Below are 23,989 nucleotides of genomic sequence, written 5' to 3'. Positions count from 1 at the left end.
ACACGCGACACGAACGGCGCACCATGTCCGGCTCCCTGAACATCACCTCGGCCACCGTCGACCCGGCCCTGCTCGACCTGCCGTGGAACCTGCGGCTCGACGACTGGCCCGACGAGTACATCGCCGCCCTGCCGAAGGGCATCTCGCGGCACACGGTCCGCTTCGCCCACCTCTCCGGTCACGTCGTCGCCGTCAAGGAGACGACCGCCGAGATGTCGCGGCGCGAGTACGAGATGCTGAAGACGCTGCAGCGCCTCGACGTGCCGTGCGTGGTTCCGGGCGCGGTGATCACGAACCGCACCGACGACGAGGGCGAGGCCCTGCCCGCCGTGCTGGTCACCCGTCACCTCAAGTTCTCGCTCCCCTACCGGGCGCTCTTCTCGCAGACGCTGCGGCCGGACACGGCGACCCGTCTGGTCGACGCGCTGGCGCTCCTCCTGGTCCGCCTGCACGTGATCGGCTTCTTCTGGGGCGACGTGTCCCTTTCGAACACTCTCTTCCGGCGCGATGCCGGCGCCTTCGCCGCCTACCTGGTCGATGCGGAGACCGGGCAGCTCTACTCGGGCGGCCTCTCGAACGGCCAGCGCGAGAACGATCTGGAGATCGCCCGCGTCAACATCGCCGGCGAGCTGCTCGACCTCGAGGCCGGCGGTCGCGTCGACGACGACCTCGACCCGATCACGGTCTCCGACGGCATCGTCGCGGCGTACCGCAGCCTCTGGAAGGAGCTGACCGGTGCCGAGTCGTTCGCGACGTCGGAGCGCTGGCGGATCAACGACCGCGTGAACCGGCTGAACGAGCTGGGCTTCGACATCGAGGAGCTCGCGATCAAGACCGACGAGGCCGGGTCGACGGTGCGCATCCAGCCGAAGGTGGTCGACGCCGGCCACCACCAGCGGCGGCTGCTCCGTCTCACCGGGCTGGACGCGCAGGAGAACCAGGCGCGACGCCTGCTCAACGACCTCGACTCGTACACGGCGACCTACGACAAGCAGGGCCTGGACGAGGAGATGGTGGCGCACGAGTGGCTGGCGCAGGTGTTCGAGCCGGTCATCCGCTCGATCCCCCGTGATCTCAAGGGCCGCCTGGAGCCGGCCGAGATGTTCCACCAGCTGCTCGAGCACCGCTGGTTCATGTCGCAGCAGCAGGCGCGCGACGTCCCCCTGGCGGAGGCGGTCACCGCCTACGTGAACGACATCCTGCGTCACCGCCGCGACGAGGCGACGGTCATCGCTCCTCCCACCGAGGCGCTGACCCTCCCGAACCTCGTCCTCGACGAGTCCGGCGACGCCGAGCTCACCGACGAGGACGCCGACGTCGACTGGACGAAGAACGTCTGACCCCCCCCCCACCACCGCAAGAGGGCCCGCGCTGTCAGCACGGGCCCTCTTCGCATCCCCCCGGCTCGCTCGCCGTAGGCGGCGCCCCTCTATCCGCTCGCCGCAGGCGGCGCCTCTGACATCCAGACCCGTAGCGCGGGTGCCGGCGCGGGGAGCTGCAAGGCGGAGGAGGAAGCGATACCGGCGGTATCGCGCCCGACGACAACGCCGCAGATCGCCGTGCCGGCGCCCGCGCTACTCGGAGGCGGAGCGGAGTTTGGAGATCTCGTAGAGCGCGACCGACGCCGCGATCCCGGCGTTGAGGGATTCGGTGGCGGAGCTGATCGGGATGGAGACGACGGCGTCGCACTGCTCGGTGACGAGGCGGGAGAGGCCCTTGCCCTCGCTGCCGACGACGACGAGGAGCGGCCGGTCGGCGAGTTCCAGGCCGGGCAGCATCACGTCGCCGTCGCCGTCGAGTCCGATGACGAAGACGCCTGCGCGCTTGAAGTCCTTGATCATGGCGGTGAGGTTGGACGCCATCGCGACGGGGATGCGTGCGGCGGCTCCGGCGGAGGTCTTCCAGGCGGCGGAGTTGAGGCCCACGGAGCGGCGCTGCGGGACGATGACGCCCTGTCCGCCGAACGCGGCGACGGAGCGGATGATCGCTCCGAGGTTGCGCGGGTCGGTGATGCCGTCGAGGGCGACGAGGAGGGGGACCGCTCCGCGGGAGACGCTGCGCTCGAGCAGGTCGCTCGGGTGGGCGTACTCGTAGGGCGGCACCTTCAGCACGAGGCCCTGGTGCACGGAGTCGGGGCCGGCGAGGCGGTCGAGCTCCGGGCGCATGACCTCGAGCACGGGAAGGCCGCGGGCGGTGGCGATCTTGAGCGCCTCCTTGACCCGGTCGTCCATCTCGATGCGGGTCGCGAGGTAGAGGGTGGTGGCCGGGATGCTGGCGCGCAGCGCCTCGAGGACCGAGTTCCGGCCCGTCACCATCTCGAAGTCGTCGCCGCTCTTGGGCTTGCGCGACGGAGCGGGGCGCCCCTGTCCGCGGGCGGCCGCGGAGAGGGCTCCGCCGGGGCGGCCCTTGCCGCCTGCGGCGACGAAGCGCTCGCGCGCGAGCTTCGCCTTGCCTGCGGGGTGGTAGGGCCGGTCCTCGGCCTTGGGCGTGGGCTTCTTGCCCTCGAGGGCCTGACGGCCCTGACCGCCGGAACCGACGGCCTTGCCCTTGCTCTTCTTTCGGACCGCTCCGGGGCGGCCGGGCTTATTCGCCATCGAGACTCCAATGCGCACCCGTCTGGGTGTCTTCGATCGTGATTCCCGCCGCGGCGAGATCGGTTCGGATGCGGTCGGCGCTCGCCCAGTCGCGCTGCTCGCGCGCGGTCTGGCGTTCGGCGACCAGGCGGTCGACCAGCACGCTGAGCGCGCGGTACGAGGGTTCGTCGTCGGAGCGCGCCCACTCGGGCGCCTCCGGGTCGATGCCGAGCACGGCCGCCATCGCGAGCACCTGGCTGCGCAGGGCCGAGACGGAGCCGAGGTCCTCGGCGTCGAGGGCGGCGTTGCCGGCGCGCACTGTCTCGTGCAGGACGCCGATGGCCTGCGGGACGGACAGGTCGTCGTCCATCGCCTCGGCGAACTCCTCCGGAACCACCGGCTCGCCGAGCGCGGCGAACCGCGTGCCGTCGAGGCGGCGGCGGGAGCGCTCGAGGAAGCCCTCGATCCGCTCCAGCGCCGCTTCGGCCTCCTCGAGGGCCCCGTCGTGGAACTCGAGGGTGGAGCGGTAGTGGGCCGAGCCGAGGTAGTAGCGGACGACGAGCGGGCGGGCCGCCTCGAGCAGCTCGGAGGCGAACACCGAGTTGCCGAGCGACTTGCTCATCTTCTGGCCGATGACGGACACGAGGCCGTTGTGCAGCCAGTAGCTGGCGAAGGCGTGGCCGGCGGCGCTGGACTGGGCGAGCTCGTTCTCGTGGTGGGGGAAGCGCAGGTCGAGCCCGCCGCCGTGGATGTCGAACTGGGTGCCGAGGTACTTCGTCGACATCGCGGAGCACTCGATGTGCCAGCCGGGGCGCCCGGCGCCCCACGGCGAGGCCCAGGCGGCCGACTCGGGCTCCTCCGGCTTGGCGCCCTTCCAGAGAGCGAAGTCGTGCGGGTCGCGCTTGCCGCGCGGGTCGGCGTCGGTCGCCGCCTCCATGCTCTCGAGGCGCTGGTGGGTGAGCGAGCCGTAGTCCGGCCAGGACCGCGTGTCGAAGTAGACGTCGCCGGAGTCGTCGGGCGCCGGGTAGGCGTGACCGCGCTCGATCAGGGTCTGGATGAGGGTGATCATCTCGGCGATGCTCGCGGTCGCGCGCGGCTCGTAGGTCGGCGGGAGGATGCCGAGGGCCGTGTACGCGGCGGTGAACTCGAGCTCGACGCGGTAGGCGAGCGCCCACCACTGCTCGAACGGCGCACCCTCGGGCACCCGACGCCGCGCGTCCTCGGCGATGGCGAGGATCTTGTCGTCGATGTCGGTGACGTTGCGCACCAGGGTGACCTGGAAGCCGCGGTACGCCAGCCAGCGGCGCAGCTGGTCGTAGGCGAGGGCGGAGCGCAGGTGCCCGATGTGGGGCGAGGACTGAACGGTGGGTCCGCAGACGTACATCCCGACCTCGTTCTCGCGGAGGGGGACGAAATCGACGAGGGCCTGGGCCTTCGAGTCATGCAGTCGCAGAGTCACGCGGGCGAGTTTACCGGGCGGACCGCTCCCGGCCGGGTCGGCGGCTCCGCCCGGGGACTACCGGGTGACAGCGGGGGTGGGGAGGACGAGTGCCGTCGCGGTCGCGGCGACCCCCTCGCCCCGGCCGGTGAAGCCCAGCGCGTCCGAGGTGGTGGCGGCGACGCTGACCGGTGCGCCGAGCAGCTCCGAGAGCAGCCTCTGCGCCTCCTCGCGCCGCGGCGAGAACTTCGGGCGGTTGCCGATGAGCTGCACCGAGACGTTGCCGATGGCGAAGCCGGCGGCCTCCACCAGCTCGCGGGTCGCGCGGAGGAAGACCTCGCCGTGGGCGTCCGCGAAGCGCGGGTCGGCCGTGCCGAAGCGGGAGCCGATGTCGCCGAGACCCGCCGCCGCCAGGAGCGCGTCGCAGATCGCGTGGGCGACCGGGTCGCCGTCGCTGTGCCCGGACAGGCCCCGCTCGCCCGGCCAGTGCAGCCCGGCGAGCCAGAGCGGCGACGCGTCGTCGAAGGCGTGCACGTCCGTGCCGATGCCGACGCGCGGCACGACGACGACGGGCGGCGGTGCGAGCACCTGCTCGGCGCGGGCCAGGTCCCAGGGGGTGGTGATCTTGAAGGCGAGCGGGTCGCCGGCGACGACGATCGAGGGGCCGCCGCGCGAGGCGAGGAGCGCCGCGTCGTCGGTGAAGTCCTCCTCCGCCGAGGCGTAGGCCTCGTCGAGGAGCGCGCGCGGGAAGCCCTGCGGCGTCTGCACCGCGGCGAGCTCGGAGCGGTCCACCGTGCCGAGGATCCCGCCGTCGGCGCGGATGCGCTTGATCGTGTCGGTGACCGGCAGACCCGGGATCACTCCACCGCGCGTCTCCCGGACCGCCGCGATCACCCGCTCGAACTGGTCGACTGGCGTGAGGGCGCGGGCGGCGTCGTGCACGAGCACCGTCTCGACGGCCGGGCCGAGCGCCCGGAGCCCCCGAGCGACCGACTCCTGGCGGCTGGCGCCTCCGGCGACGACGCTGACGGAGCCGTCCGGGGCGCCGGCGGCGTGCGCGAGAGCGGCCGTCTCCTCGAGGAGGGCGGCGGGAGCCACGACGACGATCTGGACCGGCTCCGCGAGCAGCAGCACCGTGCGCAGGCTGCGCTCGAGGATCGTCCGCCCCGCGCAGTCGACGTAGGCCTTGGGGCGCTCGCGGCCGAGCCTCGTGCCGCTGCCGGCGGCGACGACGACGACGGCCGCGGTCGGCGCGCCGGCCGGACCGTTCAGGATGCGAGGACCTCGTCGAGGAGCACGGAGGCGGCGTCCTCGTCGGTCTTCTCGGCCAGGGCGAGCTCGGAGACGAGGATCTGGCGGGCCTTGGCGAGCATGCTCTTCTCCCCCGCTGAGAGGCCGCGGTCGCGGTCGCGGCGGGTGAGGTCGCGGACGACCTCGGAGACCTTGACGACGTCGCCGGACCCGAGCTTCTCGAGGTTGGCCTTGTAGCGGCGCGACCAGTTGGTCGGCTCCTCGACGACCTCGGCGCGCAGGACCTCGAACACGCGCTCGACGCCCTCGCGGCCGATGACGTCGCGGACGCCGACCAGGTCGACGTTGTCGGCGGGCACCTCGATGACGAGGTCGCCCTGCGCGACGCGGAGCTTCAGGTACGTCTTCTCCTGGCCCTTGATCGTCCGGGTCTTCACCTCGGCGATCGTGGCGGCTCCGTGATGGGGGTAGACGACCGTCTCTCCGACCTCGAACTGCATGCGACGTCCTTTCAGCGGCGGAAAGATTACCATGCGCGCCGAGCGGGACGGGAGTCCGGACGGGCGGAGCCGCGGTGCTCGCTACGCTAGCCTGGTGTCGGCTCGTGCACAGTGAAGTCGCCCTGTCCGGGGCGAGCGGGGCCGACGATCTGGAGGTTCCTGTGAAGGCGCGTATCGCTGCATCCGTCGTTCTCGCGGTCGGCGTCGCCCTCGCTACCGCCGGCTGCAACCTCGTCGCCCCGCAGGCGACGCGCAAGATCTACGACCCGAGCGACGGAGTCGGCGCGACGATCGGCGATCTCGCCATCCGCAACGCGATGATCGTCTCGGACGACGGCGAGGCCGGCACCCTGATCGTGACGCTCGTGAACTCCACCGATGAGGCGCTGAGCGTCGAGGTGCAGTACGAGGGCTCCGCGGGCCGCAGCAGCGACACCGTCGACGCCGTCCCCGGCCGTACCGAGGTCCGCCCCGACAGCACCGAGGCCGTCCAGATGGACGACATCGACACCATCCCCGGCGGCCTGCTCCCCGTCTACTTCCAGTACGGCTCCGAGCAGGGCAAGGAGCTCCTCGTCCCCGTCCTGACGAACGCCCTCGAGGCCTACTCGACGCTGACCCCCGCGCCCTCCGCGACGCCGACCGTCACCCCGACGGCCGACCCCGCCCGGACCGCGCTCCCCACTCCGACCGCCGAGCCCGGCGTCGACGCTCCCACCGCGGAGTAGCCCCCTCCGCCCTCGAGGGCCGTCCACCCCGGCGGGCGGCCCTTCGTCGTCCCCGCAGGTCTCGATCCGCCGACTCCGTCGGCTACTCGACCACCATTCGCGCGACGTCCGGCTGCGCGCGTCTCGATACGCCGACTCCGCCGACCACTCGAGCACCACGCCCTGAGCGACGCCCCCGCCCGGCTCGTCGCACAGCGACGGCCCCACCCTCGACGGCTCGTCGCGCAGCGACGGCCCCACCCCGCGGCTCGTCGCGCAGCGACGGCCCCGCACTTCACCCCTCCAGCACAGGGTTGATCGCGGGTCCTGGCGGGGTGAGCTGCAAGGCGGAGGAGGGCGCGATACCAGCGGTATCGCAACCGACGACAACGCCGCAGATCGCCCCGCCAGGGCCCGCGATCAAGCGTCGAAGCGGTAGCCGAGGCCGCGGACAGTAACCAGGAGCACCGGCTCCTTCGGCGTCTTCTCGATCTTCGAGCGGATGCGCTTGACGTGGACGTCGAGGGTCTTCGTGTCGCCGAAGTAGTCGCTGCCCCAGACGCGGTCGATGAGCTGGCCGCGGGTGAGGACGCGGCCCGCGTTGCGGAGGAGCATCTCGAGGAGCTCGAACTCCTTGAGGGGCATCGGGGTCTCGACGCCGTCGACTTCGACCGTGTGGCGTTCGATGTCCATGCGGACGGGGCCGGCGACGACGATCCGCTCCTCGCCGGGCTCCTCGGTGCGGCGTCGGAGGACGGCGCGGATGCGGGCGAGCAGTTCGCGGGTGGAGTAGGGCTTGGTGACGTAGTCGTCCGCGCCGAGCTCCAGGCCGACGACGATGTCCACTTCGGAGTCCTTGGCGGTGACCATGATGATCGGGACGGAGGAGCGGGTGCGGATCTCGCGGCAGACCTCGGTGCCGGGCATGCCGGGCAGCATGAGGTCGAGGAGGATCAGGTCGTAGTCGCTCTCGTCGAAGGCGGCGACGGCGCGGTTGCCGTCCTCGGCGACGGTGACGTCGTAGCCCTCGCGTTCGAGCAGGTAGCTGAGGGGCTCGCTGAGGGCGCTCTCGTCCTCGACGAGCAGGATGCTGGTCACGCGTGTTCTCCTATCGGGGCGGTCGCCGCGAAGGGCGTCCGGGCGGGGTCGGCTTCGGGGAGCCGGATGGTGAAGGTGGAGCCGCGGCCGGGCTTGGACCAGACGCGGACGTCGCCGCCGTGGTTCTGCACGGCGTGCTTGACGATGCTGAGGCCGAGGCCGGTGCCGCCGGTGTGGCGGGAGCGGGCCTGGTCGACGCGGTAGAAGCGCTCGAACACCCGGTCGAGGTCCTCCTCCGGGATGCCGATGCCCTGGTCGGTGACGGCGATCTCGACGACTCCGCCGGTGGAGCGGACGCCGATGCCCACGCGGGAGCCGGCGGGCGAGTACTGGATGGCGTTGGCGAGGAGGTTGTGCAGCGCCGAGACGAGCATCTTCTCCTGCCCCACGACGTAGGCCTTCTTCATCCCGCCCTTGACCAGGGTGACGTCGTGCGACTCCGCCATGACGTGGGTGGTCTCGAGCGCCGCCGTGACGACGTCGTCGACGCGGATGATCTCGGCGGAGCCGGCGACGTCGGCGGCCTGGAGGCGGGAGAGCTCGATGATCTCGCGGGTGATCTTCGCGAGGCGGTGCGACTCCTGGGTCAGCCGGTGCGCGAAGCGGCGCACCTGCTGGGGGTCGTCGGCGGCGGAGTCGAGGGCCTCGGCGAGCAGGCCGACGGCGCCGATCGGGGTCTTCAGCTCGTGGGAGATGTTGGCGACGAAGTCCCGGCGGACGGCCTCGAGCCGGCGCGCCTCGGTGTGGTCCTCGGCGATGACGAGGACGTAGCGGGAGCCGAGGCGGGTCGCGTGGACGACGAGCGTCACGGCGGCGTCGGAGAGCGGGCTGGTCGCGAGCTCGAGGTCCTGGACGATGTCGTCGCCGAAGCGGCGGACGCGGTCGACGATGGCGGCGAGGTCGGGGTGGAGCAGCGTGTCCTGCGAGACCAGGCCGAGCGCGACGGCGCGGGTGGACGCCTTCAGCACGTTGTGCGACGGGTCGGTCACGAAGGCGGGCGAGCCGACGGCGTCGATGATCGCCTCGATCCCCTCGGGGAGCCCGACCGAGATCACGTCCTGCGCGATGCGGCCCTGGCGGGCGGCGAGCGTGAGCACGGTCGTCAGAAGGATCCCGATCGCGACACCGAGAACGAGCGACAGAACCACGATCAAGCCCGAATCCACGGACCCAGGCTAACCATCCACCGGGCGTCCCCCTACCGGACGCCCGTCGATCCTCCGGGGGTCGAGTACTGTTCAAACGCCCGGCACCGTCCGTTAACCTGCCGTGGTCATCATGACTGCGCCTGCGCCCACGGAGTGCAGTCGCAGCGGCGTGCGAGGTGCTCGCCGCAGATCCGGCGCCGTCGTCCGCGCGCGCCGTAGAGAGGGTCGAACACAGATGCGCGAAGTTTTCCAGCAGGAGCTGGCCGAGGTCCAGGAACGACTCGTCGAGATCTCCGGACTCGTCGAGATCGCCATCGAGAAGGCGACCCAGGCGTTCAACCACTCCGACGTCACCCTCGCGGAGGAGGTCATCGCGAGCGACGCGCGCATCGACGAGCTGGCCATCAGCCTCGACGAGCTCGCGATCGACATCCTCGCCCGGCAGAACCCGGTCGCCCGCGACCTGCGGATCGTCGTCTCGGCGCTGCGCATCAGCGCATCGCTCGAGCGGATGGGCGACATCGCCGAGCACATCGCCCAGCTCTCGCGCTACCGCTTCCCCGACAAGGTGGTCCCCAAGAGCCTGCGTCCGACGTTCGTCGAGATGGGCCGCCTCGACGTGGTCGTCGCGCACAAGCTGACCGACCTGCTCCGCTCGCAGGACCCGCGCATCGCGGAGGAGATACGCGACGAGGACGACAAGATCGACGAGCTGCACGTCAGCGTCTTCGACAAGGTGCTCAGCGAGGCGTGGAAGGGCCAGGCCGCCGACACCGTCGACGCGACCCTCGCCAGCCGCTACCACGAGCGCTTCGCCGACCACGCCGTGTCGATCGCCAAGAAGGTCCAGTACCTGATCTCGGGCGACTACTCCTAGTCGACACCTCGGGCTCCGGCCCGTCTCACCGTCCGGCCCGCAGGAACGAGCGTCTCCTGCGGGCCGGACGTGTCCGTGCGCTCCGCCTCCGGGGCTACGGGAACGGCCCGCCGGAGTCGAGGACTCGGGCGGGCCGTTCGCGCGTGCGGGGCGGTGCTACTTCTTGGCGCCCTGGGCGGCGACGGCGGCGGCACCGGCGGCCGCGGCCTCGGGGTCGAGGTAGCGCGCCTCGCCGATGGGCTCGAAGTCCTCGTTCAGCTCGTAGACGAGCGGGATCCCGGTCGGGATGTTGAGCTCCGCGATGTCCGAGTCCGAGATGCCGTCGAGGGTCTTCACCAGCGCGCGGAGGGAGTTGCCGTGCGCGGTGATCATGACGGTCTTGCCCGAGGCGAGGTCCGGCTTGATGTCGGACTCCCAGTACGGGAGCATCCGCTCGATCACGAGCTTCAGCGACTCGGTGCGGGGCAGGGCGTCGCCGAGGTCGGCGTAGCGCTCGTCGTGCGCCTGCGAGTACTGGTCGTCGTCGTCGAGCGGGGGCGGCGGCACGTCGAAGGAGCGGCGCCAGGTCTGGAACTGCTCGGGGCCGTACTCGGCGAGGGTCTGCGCCTTGTCCTTGCCCTGCAGGGCGCCGTAGTGGCGCTCGTTGAGGCGCCAGGAGCGCTTGACGTCGATCCACAGGCGGTCGGCGACCTCGAGGGCGATGTTGGCGGTCTGGATCGCACGCGTCTGGCGCGACGTGTAGACGATGTCGGGGTGCAGGCCCGCCTCGGTCAGCAGCTCGCCGGCGCGGGTGGCCTCCGCGACTCCCTGCTCGGTCAGGCGCACGTCGACCCAGCCGGTGAAGAGGTTCTTCTGGTTCCACTCGCTGTTGCCGTGGCGCACGAGGATGAGGGTGTAGGTCTCGGACATGCGTCCAGCTTAGAGGCGGCCCCCTCGCCCGCGGATACGCTGGAGAGCATGCCCATCGGAGCCGTCACCCGCGGAACGACGGGCACGAACCGCCTCCGCCGGGTCGACCGCCGGCTCGCCGAGCTGCCCGTCCTGCGCAGCACCGCCTCCCCGCTCGTCGTCGATCTCGGCTTCGGGGCGAGCGCGGTCACCACGCTCGAGCTGCACCGCCGGCTCGTCCGGGCCGCGCCCGACGTCGAGGTGCTCGGCCTCGAGATCGAGCCCGCACGGGTCGACACCGCTCGGCGCCAGCTCGCCCGGGTGAGGGAGGGCGGCACGCCGTTCCCCGCGGACGCGCGCGTGCGCTTCGAGCGCGGCGGCTTCGAGGTGCCCCTGCCCGCGGGGCGGCGGGCGGGCGTCATCCGCGCCTTCAACGTGCTCCGCCAGTACGACGAGGACGCGGCGGAGGGAGCCTGGGCGACGATGACGGACCGTCTGCAGCCCGACGGCGTCCTGGTCGAGGGCACCTGCGACGAGATCGGCCGCATCTGCACCTGGATCGAGGTCGGCCGGGAGGGCCCGCGCTCGCTGACCCTCTCGCTCCGGCTCGCGGCGATCCCCTCGCCGATGACGGCGGCCGAGCGCCTGCCGAAGGCCCTCATCCACCGCAACGTGCCCGGCGAGGGCGTGCACGCCTTCCTCTCCTCCCTCGAGCGGGCGTGGACGCTGAACGCCCCTCTCGCCGTCTACGGTCCGGGTCAGCGCTGGATCGCGGCGGTCCGGGACCTCCGGCCGGAGTGGCCGGTCCTCGGCGGGCCGCGGCGCTGGCGCCTGGGCGAGGTGACGGTCGCGTGGGAGGCGGTCGCCCCCTCCTCCTGAGCGCCCGACTGAGCACCGGACCTCCTGAGCCCTAGGCGAGCGGGGGCAGGGCGGCCCGCGCCTCGGCGGGAGCGGCGCCGGTCGCCGTGAGCAGGTCGACGACGAGCGGGCGGAGCAGGACGAGCACCGTCTTCTCGGCGAGGCGCGCCTCCGGGATCAGCCGCTGGGGGTCGAGCGTGGTCGCGAGCAGCACGAGGTCCTGACGCGCCAGGGCGAGCACCGACGGATCGGCGACCGCGCGGCCGAGCAGCGCGATGCCCGGGCCGAGGGCGGCGACCGCTCCGGCGAGCTCCGGCCGCGGGGCGCCGTCCCGGACGAGGAAGTCGGTGCGGCGCGCGACGATGCGCAGGTTGCGGGTCGCGAGGTCCAGCGCGGACAGCATCACGGCCTGGCGGGAGAGCTCGCCGCGGTGCCGGCGGACGAACGGCGAGATCCGGGCGAAACGGTCGCGGAGTCGAGCGCCGCGGTCCAGCCGTCGATGACCGGCTGCGTCCCGCGGATCCGCTCGAGGGCTGCGGTGGACGCCGAGGAGTCGCCCCGGCGGAGCGCCTCGGCCAGCTCCTCCACGGTCCGGCTGAGCGCGGTGAGGAGCCGGTGCGCCTCGGCCCGCGCTGTGCGCAGCGGCGGGCGGGGCACGATCGCCGTGCAGAGCAGCGCCGCGAGCCCGCCGATCAGGCCGTCGACGCTCCGGGTGAAGACGCCTCCGTCCGGCGCAGGGAGGACCATCACCAGCATCGCCTGGGTCCCGGCGGCCACGGCGAACCCCGGCGAGGGCGAGAGGGCCCGGCCGAGCGTGAAGACGATCGCGAGGACGACGGCGAGCTGCCAGACGCCGCTCCCCCACAGCAGGAGCAGGACCTCGCTGGCCGTGATGCCGATGAGCATCCCCGTCGCTGTCTCGGCCACCTGCTTGGGGCGGGTGTCGCGCGCGATGCCGAGGCTCGAGATCGTGGCCGTCAGCGCCAGCACCGGCGCGGGGTGCCCGAGGACGAAGTGCGCGGCGGAGTAGGCGAGGGTCGCCGCGAGCACGATCTGCAGCACGGCGGGGAGCGACGCCCCCGCGCGGGCGAGGGCGCGCGCGGGACTCAGCTCGGGGGTCCGGACGAGACCGCGCAGCCGCTCGGCCGCCCGGCCCCGCTCGGCGGGACGTGCGGCCACCACGGCGTGGCCTACCTGGTCGTCGCCCCGAGGCGGGGCAGGCGGGGCACTCCCGCCTCCGCTCCGGCTCCGGGCGGGACCACGACCTCCTGGGCCGCGGCCACGCGCGAGTCGCCGGCCAGCACGGTCAGCTCGAGGTCCACCGGGACGCTCCGCTTGACGACCGCGAGGGCGACCGGTCCGTCCTCGTAGTGCCAGGCGCTGGAGGTGACCGTGCCGACGTCGACCGGCTCGCCGCCCTTGAGCGCCGTGACGACGTCGCCGTGGGCGGGGAGGACCGAGTCGGAGCCGTCGAGCTGCAGCAGGACCAGGCGCCGGGGCGGGTGGCCGAGATTGTGCACCTTCGCCACCGTCTCCTGGCCCCGGTAGCAGCCCTTGGCGAGGTGCACGCTCGAGCGGAGGAGGTCGAGCTCGTGCGGGATGGACCGCTCGTCGACCTCGGTCGCGTGGCGCGGGCGCCAGGCGGCGATGCGCAGCGCCTCGAGGGCGTCGACTCCCGCGAGGGCCACTCCCACCCCGACGGCCGTCTCCGCGAGGGCCTCGAGGGCCGCTCGCGGGACCAGGACCTCGCGGAGCTCCCAGGAGCCCCCGGGGTGCTCTGTGGTCAGCGCGTACTGCCAGCCGCCCGGCTGGACCTGCGACCACGGGTCGCTCCAGACGACGGGCTCCTCGGCCAGTGACAGGGCGAGCGTCAGGGCCGGCCCGTCGCCGAGGGCGGCGAGGGTCGCGAAGTCGTCGGTGCGGTCGGCGACCTCGACGCGGAGCATGAAGCGCATCCGGTCGAGCCAGGCGGCCAGGCCGGCCGTCTCGTCGCGGTCGAGCAGGAGCCAGGCGGTCTCGCCGTCGTCGACGAGGCGGATGACGTGCTCGATCCGGCCGGTCGGGTCGAGCAGGAGCGTCTCGGCGGACGCGCCGGGAGCGAGGCGCGAGACGGCCTGGCTGGTGAGCGAGTCGATCCAGGTGAGGCGGTCCGGCCCCGTGACGGTCACGACGCCGCGGCCGGAGAGGTCGACGAGCGCGGTGCCCGCGGCGAGAGCGCGCTGCTCGCGGAAGGGCTCGCCGTAGTGGGCGGCGACGCCGGGCTCGGCGACGCTCGTCGTCGCGACGGCGCCCGGGGCGGCCAGGAGCGGGGAGGGCGCGTCAGTCGACACGGGCGAGCCGTCCGGAGGAGTGGGTCCGCAGGCCCTGGCCGAGCGCGGCGATGTCCCACGCCCAGAGCAGGTGGTCGTCGACCAGGCCGTAGAGGCGCGTGGCGGCGGCGTAGTCCTTCGCCGCGGCGGTGCGCATCACCGCGTCGGTCGCGAGGTCGATCCGCGGCCCCTTGACCTGACCGAGGTAGAGCTCGCTGACCCCGTCCGGGTGCACGAGCGAGACCTCGATGTCGAAGCCGCCGGCGGCGTTGCGCAGCGTCTCGACGGACTCCGCGTCGGGGAAGGCGGGTGCGCCGCGGCCGGGCAGCATTCCCGGGCCCGCGTCGGAGTCGGTCAGAGCGCGGCTGAGGCGCCAGTAGCCGGTCTCGGTGACCAGCGGCCGGGGCGCCTCCTCGGCGCCCTCCTCGATCAGCCACGTGTAGGAGTTGTAGTTGAGGTACGGGAGGCCGTCGTAGCTGAAGCTGATGCGATGGCCGAACTCGGCCTGGACGGAGTCGTCGCCGATCGTGTAGTCGATGACGCCCGAGCCCTCCCAGACGCCGAGCAGCCAGGACAGGGGGACGAGCTCGGGCGGCAGGCCCGACGGAAGCGAGATCACTCGGGCTCCGGCGGCGGCTAGCGCTGGCCGCGGTAGAGCTTGTAGACGACCACGCCGGAGACCCACGCGATGGCGAGGGAGGCGAGCCCGAGCAGACCGAGGTAGAAGAGTTCCAGGGCGAGAAGCATGCGCTCATCCTACCCGCCGCCTCCGACGCAGGGGCGGGGCGGACGCGGCCGCTCAGGCGGTGCGGATCCGGGCGCTCGGGACGGGAGGGCGCGACCGCTCAGGCGGGGAGGAGGAGGGCGATCCCGCTCGCGACCGCGACCACGGCCATCGCCCCGACGATGCTCGTCATCGCGCGGAGGAGGTACCCCTCGGCGCGGGCCACGGCGAGCTGCACCGCGAAGGTCGCGAGCACGCATCCGCCGAACGTCAGCGCGAGCCAGAGCTGCCGGGACTCCGGAGCGGCGATCGCCAGAGTCAGCACGGAGCCCGCGAGTGCGAGCGCCCAGACGACTCCGATGCCCACCCGATCCCTGCCCATCCGACAATTGTGCCCCAGGCGGACGCCCCTCCCGGCCCGCCGCTAGTATTGCGGGCAGACCAGTTCTGGAGGATCCGTGGCGCAGTTGTTGATACTGACCTCGGCGGGAGGCGCCGAGGTGCTCCCCGCACTGGGGCTCCTCAGCCACCGGACCCGGCAGATCCCCGCGGAGCCCGCCCAGCTCGTGAACGCCCCGAGCTGCGATCTGATCCTGGTCGATGCGCGGCAGGACCTCGCCAGCGCCAAGTCGCTCTGCAAGATCCTCACGACCACGGGCATCAACGTCCCCCTCATCCTGATTCTCACGGAGGGCGGGCTCACGGCCGTCTCGGCCGACTGGGGCGTCAACGACGTCATCCTCGACTCGGCCGGCCCCGCCGAGGTCGACGCCCGCATCCGCCTGGTGATCGGCCGGCTGGCGCAGGAGCAGTCGACCTCGCGCATCCAGGCCTCGGGCGTCGTGATCGACGAGGCAAGCTACTCCGCCAAGGTGCACGGGCGCCCGCTCGACCTCACCTTCAAGGAGTTCGAGCTCCTCCGCTTCTTCGCCACGCACCCCTCGCGCGTCTTCACCCGCGAGCAGCTGCTGAGCGAGGTCTGGGGCTACGACTACTTCGGCGGCACCCGCACGGTCGACGTGCACGTGCGGCGCCTCCGCGCGAAGCTCGGCGACCTGGAGTCGCTGATCGGCACGGTCCGCAACGTCGGATACCGCTTCAACGTGTACGAAGAGGACAATGAGCGAGTCGCTCAACCTGTCCGTTGAGGACCTGGCCGATCCCGCGGTGGCGGCCGGCCTCGAGCACCTGATCGGGCGCGCCGCCTGGTTCGACCATCAGCCCCCCTTCAGCGATCAGACCCTCGTCGACGCCCGGGCCGGCTCGCGCACCCTCCTCGTGGGGCTGCGCGCCGACGTGGTCGTGGCGGCGGCGATCCTCGGGCAGGGCGAGCTGGAGTTCGTCGTCGATCCGGAGTGGCGCGGGGTCGGCTTCGGCACCGCGACCCTCGAGCAGGTCCTCGCGAGCGGCCGGACGGGCCTGCTCGCCTGGGCGCACGGCGACCACCCCGCCGCCCGGGCCCTCGCGGCCTCCCACGGCTTCGCCCCGGTGCGCACCCTCCTGCACCTCGAGCTCGAGCCGCTCGCCGCCCCCGAGGTCCGCGTCCCCGAGGGCGTCGTCCTCTCGGACGCCCGCGACCTCGCTCCGGCCGAGTGGATCGCCCTGAACGCGCGGGTCTTCGCCGCGCACCCCGAGCAGGGGCGGATGACGGAGGAGGACCTGGCGGCCCGCCGCGCCGAGCCGTGGTTCGACGAGGGCGACTTCCTCCTGCTCCGCGACGCCGACGGCACGCTCCTCGGCTACGACTGGCTCAAGATCGAGCCCGGATCGACGACCGGCGAGATCTACGTCCTCGGGATCGCCCCCGAGGCGGCCGGACGGGGACTCGGCCGCACCCTGCTGAACGCCGGGCTCGCGCGGATGCTCGAGCGCGGCTGCACCACGGCCGACCTCTACGTCGAGGCCGAGAACCGGTCGGCGGTGGCGCTCTACCGCTCGCTCGGGTTCACGGACGCCTCCGTCGACGTGCAGTACCTGCAGCGCGCCGCGCCGCTGCGCTGAGCCGGCACTCCTCCACAGGGCCTCCCCCGGCCCCGTTCATCCGGCATTCACGAGCGGCGGCGCGGAGCGGACGGACGCGGTGCCAGGATGGTCGCATGGACGGCGACAACCTGCTTCTCGAAGACGGTCTCAGCGATGACCTCGACGACGACTTCGACGACGAGGAGGAGCACTCGGACCCGCTCCTCCCCGACAACCGCTACCTCGACCGGGAGCTGAGCTGGCTCGCGTTCAACCAGCGCGTGCTCGAGCTCGCGGAGGATCCGCTGGTTCCGGCGCTCGAGCGGGCGAACTTCCTGGCGATCTTCTCGTCCAACCTCGACGAGTTCTTCATGGTCCGGGTCGCCGGCCTCAAGCGCCGCATCCTCACGGGGCTCGCCCTGCCGACGAACATCGGCCGCGTGCCGGTCGACGTGCTGACCGACATCTCGGAGAAGGCGCACCTGCTGCAGCAGCGCCACTCCCGAGCGTTCAAGGAGCTCGTCGAGCCCGCCCTGCGCGCCGGCGGCATCGACCTCGTCCGCTGGGACGAGCTGAGCGACGCCGAGCGCACCGTGCTGGACGACTACTTCTCGGCCCAGGTGTTCCCTGTTCTGATGCCGCTCGCGGTCGACCCGGCGCACCCGTTCCCCTACATCTCCGGCCTCTCGCTCAACCTCTCGGTGCGGGTGCGGAACCCGAAGACGCAGAAGGTCGAGTTCGCGCGCCTCAAGGTGCCGCAGATGCTCCCCCGCTTCGTGCGGATCGCCGGAGTCGCGGCGCCGGGCGAGCCGATGCGGTTCATCTCGCTCGAGGACCTGATCGCCAACCAGCTGGACGACCTGTTCCCCGGCATGGAGATCCTCGACCACCACGTGTTCCGGGTGACGCGCAACGAGGACGTCGAGGTCGACGAGGACGAGACCGAGAACCTGATCAAGGCCCTCGAGAAGGAGCTGCTGCGCCGCCGGTTCGGCCCGCCCATCCGCCTCGAGGTCACCGACGACATGGACGACGAGACGCTGGGCCTGCTGGTCCGCGAGCTCGACATCACGACGCAGGAGGTCTACAAGCTCCCGGCCCCGCTCGACCTCAGCGGGCTCTTCAGCCTGCAGAAGATCGACCGCCCGGACCTGAAGTACCCCAATCACGTCCCGACGACGGCGGTACAGCTCTCGCCCAGCGAGCCCAACCAGCGGCAGGACGTCTTCAAGGCCGTCTCCCGCGGCGACGTGCTCCTTCACCACCCCTACGAGTCCTTCGCGACGAGCGTGCAGTCGTTCCTCGAGCAGGCGGCGGCCGATCCGGACGTGCTCGCGATCAAGCAGACGCTCTACCGCACTTCGGGCGACTCCCCCATCGTCGAGGCGCTCATCGACGCGGCCGAGTCGGGCAAGCAGGTGCTCGCCCTGGTCGAGATCAAGGCGCGCTTCGACGAGCAGGCGAACATCTCGTGGGCGCGCAAGCTCGAGAAGGCGGGCGTGCACGTGGTCTACGGGCTCGTCGGGCTGAAGACCCACTGCAAGCTCGCGCTCGTCATCCGCCAGGAGAAGGGCGGAGTGCTCCGCCACTACTCCCACATCGGCACCGGCAACTACAACCCGAAGACCTCGCGCATCTACGAGGACCTCGGACTCCTGACGGCCGACCCCGAGGTCGGCAAGGACCTCACGCGTCTGTTCAACGAGCTCTCGGGCTACGCGATCGAGAAGAAGTTCAAGCGCCTGCTCGTCGCGCCGCGCCACCTGCGGAAGGGCCTGCTCAAGCGGATCGCCGCCGAGACCGAGAACGCCCGCGCGGGGCGCCCCTCGGGCATCCGGATCAAGGTCAACTCGATCGTCGACGAGTCCGTGATCGACGCGCTCTACCGCGCCAGCCAGGCCGGCGTGCCGGTCGACGTGTGGGTGCGCGGCATCTGCGGGCTGAAGCCCGGCCAGGAGGGGCTCTCCGAGACCATCCGCGTGCGCTCGATCCTCGGCCGCTACCTCGAGCACTCCCGCATCTTCAGCTTCGTCAACGGCGGCGAGCCGGACGTCTTCATCGGCAGCGCCGACATGATGCACCGCAACCTCGACCGCCGCGTCGAGGCTCTGGTGCGGATCGTCGAGCCGGCGCACCTCAGCGAGATCGACGACATGTTCGAGCGGGCGATGGACGAGCGGACCGCCTCCTGGTGGCTCGGCCCGGACGGCGACTGGACGCGGCACCACCTCGACGAGGAGGGCGCTCCGCTCGCCGACCTCCAGAACCAGCTGATGCAGCACATCACCCATCGCAAGCGCGCGGCGACACGGTCCGCCAACCGGGCCTCCAGCCGCTGACGCCCGTGACGGGCACCGTCTACGCAGCAGGAGCGGTGTGCTGGCGGGTCATCGAGGGCCGCCCGCACATCCTCGTGATCCACCGGCCGCACCGCCGGGACGTCAGCCTGCCCAAGGGCAAGGTCGACGCGGGCGAGTCCCTCCCGGAGACCGCGGTCCGCGAGATCCGCGAGGAGACCGGGCTCTCGGTGGCGCTCGGGGTGCCGCTGGGGTGCACCGAGTACACGCTGCCGAGCGGGCGCCCGAAGGCCGTCTACTACTGGGCGGCGCAGGTGACCGAGAAGGCCGTCCTGGCGTCCGACTTCCTCCCGAACGACGAGGTCGAGGCGCTCGAGTGGGTGACGCTCAAGCGGGCCCGGAGCTACCTGACCTATCCGCACGACGTGACGATCGTCGACGAGTTCGCCCGGATAGCCGCACGCGGTGCGCTCGAGACCTTCGCGATCGTGGTCCTGCGGCACGCGAAGGCGGTGCCCGCCTCCTCCTGGGACGGCCGCGACTCCACCCGCCGCCTCACCGGGCGCGGCCGGGTCGAGGCCGCTGCCGCCGCTCAGGCCGTGGCCGCCTGGCGCCCGCGCCGCCTCGTCTCGAGCACCGCCAAGCGCTGCCGGTCGACCATCGCCCCGCTGTCCGGTCTGGTCAGGAAGCCGGTCAAGCTGCGCGACGACCTCAGCCAGGAGTCGCACGAGCAGGGCACCGCCGACGTCCGCGCCCTGGTCGGCAAGCGGGTCCGCGCCCGCCGCACCGCCGTCCTCTGCAGTCACCGGCCGGTGATCCCCGAGATCCTGCGCGAGATCGCCCTCGCCACGGCGACTCCTCTCGGCGCCTACCTCGACGAGGCGGCAGCGCTCCCGACCGGGGGCTTCGCCGTGGTGCACCTCTCCACCGGCCACCCCGGCTCCGGCATCGTCGCGATCGAGACGCACACGCCGCTGGCCTGACCGCCCGGGCGCGCTGCGCGACCGGCTCGACGGGTCCGTCCGCACCGGGCCGGTCGCGCCGCCGGGACGCGCCCGACGCACCGCGCCTTCCCCGCCGCCCCGTCGCTCCGCAATCCCGAGGCGGACCCGTTCACCGCGCGTTCACCGAGCGGTCGGTGGCAGGACACGACCCCTCCGTACTCTCGCTCGCGGGCTGCACCAGGTCCTGTTCTGTTTTCCACGCTTTCCTACCCGAAAGGGATACTTGTGAGATTCTCGCGTCTCGGCCAGGCGGCCGTCGTCGCCGCCGTCGCAGCGATCACGCTGACCTCCTGCGCTGCCAACGAGGCACCGGCCGCAGGCGGCAGCTCCGGCTCCGCCACCACCTCCACGCTCTCCGGCACCATCACCGGGATCGGCTCGTCCGCTCAGGGCACCGCGCAGACCACCTGGGCCGCCGCGTTCCAGACCGCGAACCCCGAAGTCACGGTCAACTACGACCCGCAGGGCTCCGGCGCCGGCCGCACCAACTTCATCGACGGCGCCGCCGACTACGCCGGCTCCGACTCCGCGCTCAAGGACGAGGAGCTCGCGGGCACCTTCGCCGCCTGCGCCCCCGACACCAAGGCGATCGACCTCCCGGTCTACATCTCGCCGATCGCGGTCATCTTCAACGTGGAGGGCGTCGACGAGCTCAAGCTCGACGCGGCCACCATCGCGGGCATCTTCAAGGGCACCATCACCTCCTGGGACGCCCCGGAGATCAAGGCCCTGAACCCCGACGCGACCCTCCCGTCGGCGAACATCACCTCCGTGCACCGCTCGGACGACTCGGGCACCACGCAGAACTTCACCGACTACCTCGCGGCCACCGCGAGTGACGTCTGGGACGCTCCCGCCGCGCAGACCTTCCCGTACCAGAGCGGTGACGGCGCCAAGGGCACCTCGGGTGTCGTCGACGCGGTCAAGAACGGCACCAACACGATCGGCTACGCCGACGAGTCCGGCGCCCAGGGCATGGACATGGCCCAGCTGAAGGTCGGCGACGCGTTCTCGACCATCTCGGCCGACGGAGCCGCGGCGGTCGTCGCCGCCTCGCCCATCGCCGAGGGCCGCGAGGACAACGACCTCGCGATCAAGATCGACCGCACCGGCACCGAGGCGGACGCCTGGCCGATGGTCCTGGTCAGCTACCTCATCGTGTGCCAGGAGTACGCGGACGCCGAGAAGGGCGAGGTCGTCAAGTCCTTCGCCTCCTACGTCGCGAGCGAGGAGGGCCAGGAGGCCGCCGCCGCTCAGGCCGGCTCCGCTCCCCTGAGCTCCGAGCTCGCCTCGACCGTCGCCACCGCGATCGAGTCGATCAAGTAGTCCCACCGGCAGGGCCCGTCTCGCAGCACGATCCGCGGGACGGGCCCCGCCTGTGCCGGGCTCGACCCACCGGACGCCCCTCCGAGCCCTAGCATCTCCCTGTGCGCCCCGCCGAACCCCCTCGTCTGAAGAGAGTCCCCTGGAATGGCAACTGAGACCGTCGTCCGCCCGAAGGCGAAGGTGCGTGTCGGAGATCGGGTCTTCTCGATCTCGACCGTCGCCGCCGGCTCCCTCATCCTCCTCGTCCTCGCCGCCGTCGCGATCTTCCTCATCGCGCAGTCGATCCCCGCGTTCACCGCGCCGGCCGGCAGCCTCCCCGGCGACGCGACGAGCTTCTGGGCCTACGTCGGCCCGCTGGTGTTCGGCACGGTCTGGTCGGCGGTGATCGCCCTGGTGATCGCCCTGCCGCTCTCGATCGCGATCGCCCTCTTCATCTCGCACTACGCGCCGCGCCGCATCGCGATGGCCCTCGGCTACGTGGTCGACCTCCTCGCCGCCGTCCCCTCGGTGGTCTTCGGCCTCTGGGGCGCGACCGTGCTGGCGCCGATGGTGCAGCCCTTCTACCTCTTCCTCAACGTGAACATCGGCTGGTTCCCGCTCTTCGGCGGCCAGGCGTCGGGCACCGGCAAGACGATCCTCACCGCCTCGGTGGTGCTGGCCGTCATGGTCATCCCGATCATCACCGCGGTCTGCCGCGAGATCTTCCTCCAGGCCCCGCGCCTGCACGAGGAGGCGGCGCTCGCGCTCGGCGCGACCCGCTGGGAGATGATCCGCATGGCCGTCCTGCCCTTCGGCGCCCCGGGCATCGTCTCGGCCGCCATGCTCGGCCTCGGCCGGGCCCTCGGCGAGACGCTCGCCGTCGCGATGGTGCTCTCGCCTGCGACGGTCGTCTCCTTCCTCCTGCTCACCTCGCAGAACTCGAACACCATCGCCGCGAACATCGCGCTGCAGTTCCCGGAGGCGAGCGGAGTCGGCGTCAACGTCCTCGTCGCCTCGGGCCTCATCCTCTTCGTCATCACCCTCGTCGTGAACTCGGTCGCGCGGTTCATCGTCAACCGCCGCAAGGCCTTCTCGGGAGCCAACTGATGTCCGCCGCCACCTCGTCGATGCCCTTCTCGCTGCAGGCGGGCAAGCTGCCCAAGGGCACCCCCTGGATGCTGCTCGTCGGCAGCTGGGTCGTGTTCGCCGCCGTCTTCCTGATCCTCCAGGCGGCCGGCATGATGAATGACTTCAGCCTCGTCGGCGCGATCTTCTGGGGCACCGTCCTCTTCGACGTCGCCATCTACGTGGTCTCGCGCCTGGTCGAGGGCGGCCGCAAGGCTGTCGACCGCCTCGTGACCTCGCTGGTCGCGACCGCGTTCATCATCGCGCTGCTCCCGCTGATCTCCCTGCTCTACACGGTCGTCTCCAACGGAGTCGCGCGGTTCGATCCGCTCTTCTTCTCCTCGTCGATGCGCAACGTCATCGACGCGGGCGGCGGCGCCCTCCACGCGATCATCGGCACGCTCGAGATCACGGCCATGGCCGCGCTGATCTCGGTGCCGATCGGCCTGCTCACCTCGATCTACCTCGTCGAGTACGGCCGCGGCCACCTCGCCCGGGCGATCACCTTCTTCGTCGACGTGATGACGGGCATCCCCTCCATCGTCGCGGGCCTGTTCGCCTACGCGCTCTTCGCGCTGCTCCTCGGCCCCGGCGTCCGGATGGGCTTCGCCGGCTCGATCGCCCTCGCCGTGCTGATGATCCCCGTGGTCGTCCGCTCGTCGGAGGAGATGCTGAAGCTGGTCCCGAACGAGCTGCGCGAGGCGTCCTACGCCCTCGGCGTGCCGAAGTGGCTGACCATCGTCAAGATCGTGCTGCCGACCTCCATCGCCGGCATCACGACGGGCATCACCCTCGCGATCGCCCGCGTCATCGGCGAGACCGCCCCGCTGCTCATCGTCGCCGGCTTCACCGCGTCGATGAACTACGACCTCTTCAGCGAGCGGATGATGACCCTCCCGGTCTTCGTCTACACGCAGTACGCGAACCAGGGCCCCGACGCCGAGGCGTTCCTCAACCGGGCCTGGACCGGCGCGCTGGCCCTCATCCTGATCGTCATGGCGCTGAACCTGGTCGCCCGCCTGATCGCGAAGATCTTCGCCCCCAAGCTCGGCCGCTGACACCCACCACTCGGCTCCGGCCGGAATCCCCGAAGGAAGCAATGTCCAAGCGCATCGAGGTCAACGACCTCAACGTCTACTACAGCCAGTTCCTCGCGGTGGAGGGCGTCTCGCTCGCCATCGAGCCCCGCACGGTCACCGCCTTCATCGGCCCGTCCGGCTGCGGCAAGTCGACCTTCCTCCGCACGCTCAACCGCATGCACGAGGTCATCCCCGGCGCGCACGTCGAGGGCGAGGTCCTGATCGACGGCAACAACCTGTACGGCCCGGGCGTCGATCCGGTGCAGGTCCGTCGGCAGGTGGGCATGGTCTTCCAGCGCCCCAACCCGTTCCCGACGATGTCCATCCGGGACAACGTGCTGGCCGGCGTGAAGCTCAACAACCGCCGCATCTCGAAGTCGGACGCGGACGCGCTCGTCGAGCGCTCGCTCCAGGGCGCGAACCTCTGGAACGAGGTGAAGGACCGCCTCGACAAGCCGGGCTCCGGTCTCTCCGGCGGCCAGCAGCAGCGTCTGTGCATCGCCCGCGCGATCGCCGTCTCCCCCGACGTCCTCCTGATGGACGAGCCCTGCTCGGCCCTCGACCCGATCTCGACCCTCGCGATCGAGGACCTCATCGAGGAGCTCAAGAACGACTACACGATCGTCATCGTGACCCACAACATGCAGCAGGCCTCGCGCGTCTCGGACCGCACCGCGTTCTTCAACATCGCGGGCACCGGCAAGCCGGGCAAGCTCATCGAGTACGACGACACCGCGACGATGTTCTCGCGCCCGTCCGTCCAGGCGACCGAGGACTACGTCTCGGGCCGCTTCGGCTGATCCGCCGCAGGCGAGAGCGAGCCGCGTCCCTCCGGGGTCGCGGCTC

At 71.7% G+C, this 23,989-nt stretch carries 24 protein-coding genes; 12 read left to right on the top strand and 12 right to left on the bottom strand.

Annotated elements, in window-relative coordinates; genetic code table 11:
- The first annotated feature begins 23 nt into the window (after positions 1 to 23).
- Positions 24 to 1,340 (top strand): DUF4032 domain-containing protein, encoded by a 1,317-nt coding sequence (locus C5D09_RS00220; RefSeq protein WP_104226481.1) that lies wholly within the window; start codon positions 24 to 26, stop codon positions 1,338 to 1,340.
- 234 nt (positions 1,341 to 1,574) lie between these two features.
- On the opposite strand, the gene rlmB is transcribed toward C5D09_RS00220, so the two are convergent.
- Genes rlmB through C5D09_RS00200 form a run of 4 tightly spaced genes read right to left on the bottom strand, consistent with a single transcriptional unit; the run spans position 1,575 to position 5,762 of the window.
- Positions 1,575 to 2,594, bottom strand: a complete 1,020-nt coding sequence (rlmB, locus tag C5D09_RS00215; RefSeq protein ID WP_104224591.1) for a 23S rRNA (guanosine(2251)-2'-O)-methyltransferase RlmB — start codon at positions 2,592 to 2,594, stop codon at positions 1,575 to 1,577.
- A complete protein-coding gene (cysS, locus tag C5D09_RS00210; RefSeq protein WP_104268360.1) occupies positions 2,584 to 4,032 on the bottom strand; it encodes a cysteine--tRNA ligase in 1,449 nt (482 codons plus the stop codon). Before cysS ends, rlmB begins: the two co-directional genes overlap by 11 nt.
- Positions 4,033 to 4,089: 57 nt before the next feature.
- Positions 4,090 to 5,286, bottom strand: coding sequence for a 2-C-methyl-D-erythritol 4-phosphate cytidylyltransferase (ispD, locus tag C5D09_RS00205; RefSeq protein WP_104268515.1), 1,197 nt, complete (start codon positions 5,284 to 5,286; stop codon positions 4,090 to 4,092).
- Positions 5,280 to 5,762, bottom strand: a complete 483-nt coding sequence (locus tag C5D09_RS00200) for a CarD family transcriptional regulator (RefSeq protein ID WP_104224589.1) — start codon at positions 5,760 to 5,762, stop codon at positions 5,280 to 5,282. The genes ispD and C5D09_RS00200 overlap by 7 nt, the downstream gene beginning before the upstream one ends.
- A gap of 161 nt (positions 5,763 to 5,923) precedes the next feature.
- On the opposite strand from C5D09_RS00200, the gene C5D09_RS00195 reads away from it, so the two are divergent.
- The gene (locus C5D09_RS00195; protein ID WP_104268359.1) at positions 5,924 to 6,490 is read left to right on the top strand and encodes a hypothetical protein; all 567 of its coding nucleotides are present in this window, start codon (positions 5,924 to 5,926) and stop codon (positions 6,488 to 6,490) included.
- A 399-nt stretch (positions 6,491 to 6,889) separates the two neighbouring features.
- Here the strand turns inward: C5D09_RS00195 and C5D09_RS00190 are convergent, their stop codons facing one another.
- Together C5D09_RS00190 and C5D09_RS00185 are read right to left on the bottom strand one after the other, a co-directional pair.
- Positions 6,890 to 7,567: a response regulator transcription factor gene (locus tag C5D09_RS00190; RefSeq protein ID WP_104261014.1), complete on the bottom strand. Its 678-nt coding sequence runs from the start codon at positions 7,565 to 7,567 to the stop codon at positions 6,890 to 6,892.
- Positions 7,564 to 8,733, bottom strand: a complete 1,170-nt coding sequence (locus tag C5D09_RS00185) for a cell wall metabolism sensor histidine kinase WalK (protein WP_104224692.1) — start codon at positions 8,731 to 8,733, stop codon at positions 7,564 to 7,566. Before C5D09_RS00185 ends, C5D09_RS00190 begins: the two co-directional genes overlap by 4 nt.
- Before the next feature lie 217 nt (positions 8,734 to 8,950).
- Between C5D09_RS00185 and phoU the strand changes: the two genes are divergently transcribed.
- The gene (gene phoU, locus C5D09_RS00180) at positions 8,951 to 9,592 is read left to right on the top strand and encodes a phosphate signaling complex protein PhoU (RefSeq protein WP_104224693.1); all 642 of its coding nucleotides are present in this window, start codon (positions 8,951 to 8,953) and stop codon (positions 9,590 to 9,592) included.
- Positions 9,593 to 9,748: 156 nt separating this feature from the next.
- Here the strand turns inward: phoU and C5D09_RS00175 are convergent, their stop codons facing one another.
- Positions 9,749 to 10,501 (bottom strand): phosphoglyceromutase, encoded by a 753-nt coding sequence (locus tag C5D09_RS00175; protein WP_104224694.1) that lies wholly within the window; start codon positions 10,499 to 10,501, stop codon positions 9,749 to 9,751.
- Positions 10,502 to 10,549: 48 nt separating this feature from the next.
- Between C5D09_RS00175 and C5D09_RS00170 the strand changes: the two genes are divergently transcribed.
- Positions 10,550 to 11,359, top strand: coding sequence for a class I SAM-dependent methyltransferase (locus tag C5D09_RS00170; protein ID WP_104268358.1), 810 nt, complete (start codon positions 10,550 to 10,552; stop codon positions 11,357 to 11,359).
- A gap of 31 nt (positions 11,360 to 11,390) precedes the next feature.
- Here C5D09_RS00170 and C5D09_RS00165 read toward each other — a convergent pair whose 3' ends face one another.
- The 5 genes from C5D09_RS00165 to C5D09_RS00145 form a co-directional block, all read right to left on the bottom strand.
- On the bottom strand, positions 11,391 to 11,744 hold the full coding sequence (locus C5D09_RS00165) for a hypothetical protein (RefSeq protein ID WP_146085590.1): 354 nt from the start codon (positions 11,742 to 11,744) through the stop codon (positions 11,391 to 11,393).
- Positions 11,741 to 12,520: an aromatic acid exporter family protein gene (locus C5D09_RS00160; protein ID WP_104268356.1), complete on the bottom strand. Its 780-nt coding sequence runs from the start codon at positions 12,518 to 12,520 to the stop codon at positions 11,741 to 11,743. Before C5D09_RS00160 ends, C5D09_RS00165 begins: the two co-directional genes overlap by 4 nt.
- Positions 12,521 to 12,528: 8 nt before the next feature.
- Positions 12,529 to 13,668, bottom strand: coding sequence for a folate-binding protein YgfZ (locus C5D09_RS00155; protein ID WP_104268355.1), 1,140 nt, complete (start codon positions 13,666 to 13,668; stop codon positions 12,529 to 12,531).
- Positions 13,658 to 14,266 carry an FABP family protein gene (locus C5D09_RS00150; RefSeq protein ID WP_104224698.1) on the bottom strand — a complete coding sequence of 203 codons (609 nt, stop codon included), beginning with the start codon at positions 14,264 to 14,266 and terminating at the stop codon, positions 13,658 to 13,660. The genes C5D09_RS00155 and C5D09_RS00150 overlap by 11 nt, the downstream gene beginning before the upstream one ends.
- Positions 14,267 to 14,492: 226 nt before the next feature.
- The gene (locus tag C5D09_RS00145; RefSeq protein ID WP_146076503.1) at positions 14,493 to 14,753 is read right to left on the bottom strand and encodes a hypothetical protein; all 261 of its coding nucleotides are present in this window, start codon (positions 14,751 to 14,753) and stop codon (positions 14,493 to 14,495) included.
- Between the two features lie 76 nt (positions 14,754 to 14,829).
- Here C5D09_RS00145 and C5D09_RS00140 point away from each other — a divergent pair, with 76 nt between their 5' ends.
- From C5D09_RS00140 to pstB, 8 genes are all read left to right on the top strand, one after another.
- Positions 14,830 to 15,519, top strand: a complete 690-nt coding sequence (locus C5D09_RS00140) for a winged helix-turn-helix domain-containing protein (protein ID WP_104224700.1) — start codon at positions 14,830 to 14,832, stop codon at positions 15,517 to 15,519.
- On the top strand, positions 15,491 to 16,372 hold the full coding sequence (mshD, locus tag C5D09_RS00135; protein ID WP_104268354.1) for a mycothiol synthase: 882 nt from the start codon (positions 15,491 to 15,493) through the stop codon (positions 16,370 to 16,372). The genes C5D09_RS00140 and mshD overlap by 29 nt, the downstream gene beginning before the upstream one ends.
- A 95-nt stretch (positions 16,373 to 16,467) precedes the next feature.
- The gene (locus tag C5D09_RS00130; RefSeq protein ID WP_104268353.1) at positions 16,468 to 18,672 is read left to right on the top strand and encodes an RNA degradosome polyphosphate kinase; all 2,205 of its coding nucleotides are present in this window, start codon (positions 16,468 to 16,470) and stop codon (positions 18,670 to 18,672) included.
- Between the two features lie 5 nt (positions 18,673 to 18,677).
- The gene (locus tag C5D09_RS00125) at positions 18,678 to 19,613 is read left to right on the top strand and encodes an NUDIX domain-containing protein (protein WP_104268352.1); all 936 of its coding nucleotides are present in this window, start codon (positions 18,678 to 18,680) and stop codon (positions 19,611 to 19,613) included.
- Between the two features lie 246 nt (positions 19,614 to 19,859).
- Positions 19,860 to 20,960, top strand: a complete 1,101-nt coding sequence (pstS, locus tag C5D09_RS00120) for a phosphate ABC transporter substrate-binding protein PstS (RefSeq protein ID WP_104268351.1) — start codon at positions 19,860 to 19,862, stop codon at positions 20,958 to 20,960.
- A 144-nt stretch (positions 20,961 to 21,104) separates the two neighbouring features.
- Entirely contained in the window at positions 21,105 to 22,046 is a 942-nt protein-coding gene (gene pstC, locus C5D09_RS00115; RefSeq protein WP_104227270.1) for a phosphate ABC transporter permease subunit PstC, read from the top strand.
- On the top strand, positions 22,046 to 23,122 hold the full coding sequence (gene pstA / locus C5D09_RS00110) for a phosphate ABC transporter permease PstA (protein ID WP_104224706.1): 1,077 nt from the start codon (positions 22,046 to 22,048) through the stop codon (positions 23,120 to 23,122). The genes pstC and pstA overlap by 1 nt, the downstream gene beginning before the upstream one ends.
- Before the next feature lie 41 nt (positions 23,123 to 23,163).
- Positions 23,164 to 23,943, top strand: coding sequence for a phosphate ABC transporter ATP-binding protein PstB (gene pstB, locus C5D09_RS00105; protein WP_104224707.1), 780 nt, complete (start codon positions 23,164 to 23,166; stop codon positions 23,941 to 23,943).
- The last annotated feature ends 46 nt before the right edge of the window (positions 23,944 to 23,989 follow it).

The sequence above is a fragment of the Rathayibacter sp. AY1C9 genome (genome assembly GCF_002932315.1).
GTDB lineage: Bacteria > Actinomycetota > Actinomycetes > Actinomycetales > Microbacteriaceae > Rathayibacter.
The sequence above is the reverse complement of the archived record's forward strand: the minus strand, read 5'-3'. Positions and strand labels throughout refer to the sequence as shown.

Coding starts and splice junctions, on each gene's coding strand:
- C5D09_RS00220 (WP_104226481.1), top strand. CDS start 24: ATGTCCGGCTCCCTGAACATCACCTCGGCCACCGTCGACCCGGCCCTG.
- rlmB (WP_104224591.1), bottom strand. CDS start 2,594: ATGGCGAATAAGCCCGGCCGCCCCGGAGCGGTCCGAAAGAAGAGCAAG.
- C5D09_RS00200 (WP_104224589.1), bottom strand. CDS start 5,762: ATGCAGTTCGAGGTCGGAGAGACGGTCGTCTACCCCCATCACGGAGCC.
- phoU (WP_104224693.1), top strand. CDS start 8,951: ATGCGCGAAGTTTTCCAGCAGGAGCTGGCCGAGGTCCAGGAACGACTC.
- C5D09_RS00175 (WP_104224694.1), bottom strand. CDS start 10,501: ATGTCCGAGACCTACACCCTCATCCTCGTGCGCCACGGCAACAGCGAG.
- C5D09_RS00170 (WP_104268358.1), top strand. CDS start 10,550: ATGCCCATCGGAGCCGTCACCCGCGGAACGACGGGCACGAACCGCCTC.
- C5D09_RS00145 (WP_146076503.1), bottom strand. CDS start 14,753: ATGGGCAGGGATCGGGTGGGCATCGGAGTCGTCTGGGCGCTCGCACTC.
- mshD (WP_104268354.1), top strand. CDS start 15,491: ATGAGCGAGTCGCTCAACCTGTCCGTTGAGGACCTGGCCGATCCCGCG.
- C5D09_RS00130 (WP_104268353.1), top strand. CDS start 16,468: ATGGACGGCGACAACCTGCTTCTCGAAGACGGTCTCAGCGATGACCTC.
- pstC (WP_104227270.1), top strand. CDS start 21,105: ATGGCAACTGAGACCGTCGTCCGCCCGAAGGCGAAGGTGCGTGTCGGA.
- pstA (WP_104224706.1), top strand. CDS start 22,046: ATGTCCGCCGCCACCTCGTCGATGCCCTTCTCGCTGCAGGCGGGCAAG.
- pstB (WP_104224707.1), top strand. CDS start 23,164: ATGTCCAAGCGCATCGAGGTCAACGACCTCAACGTCTACTACAGCCAG.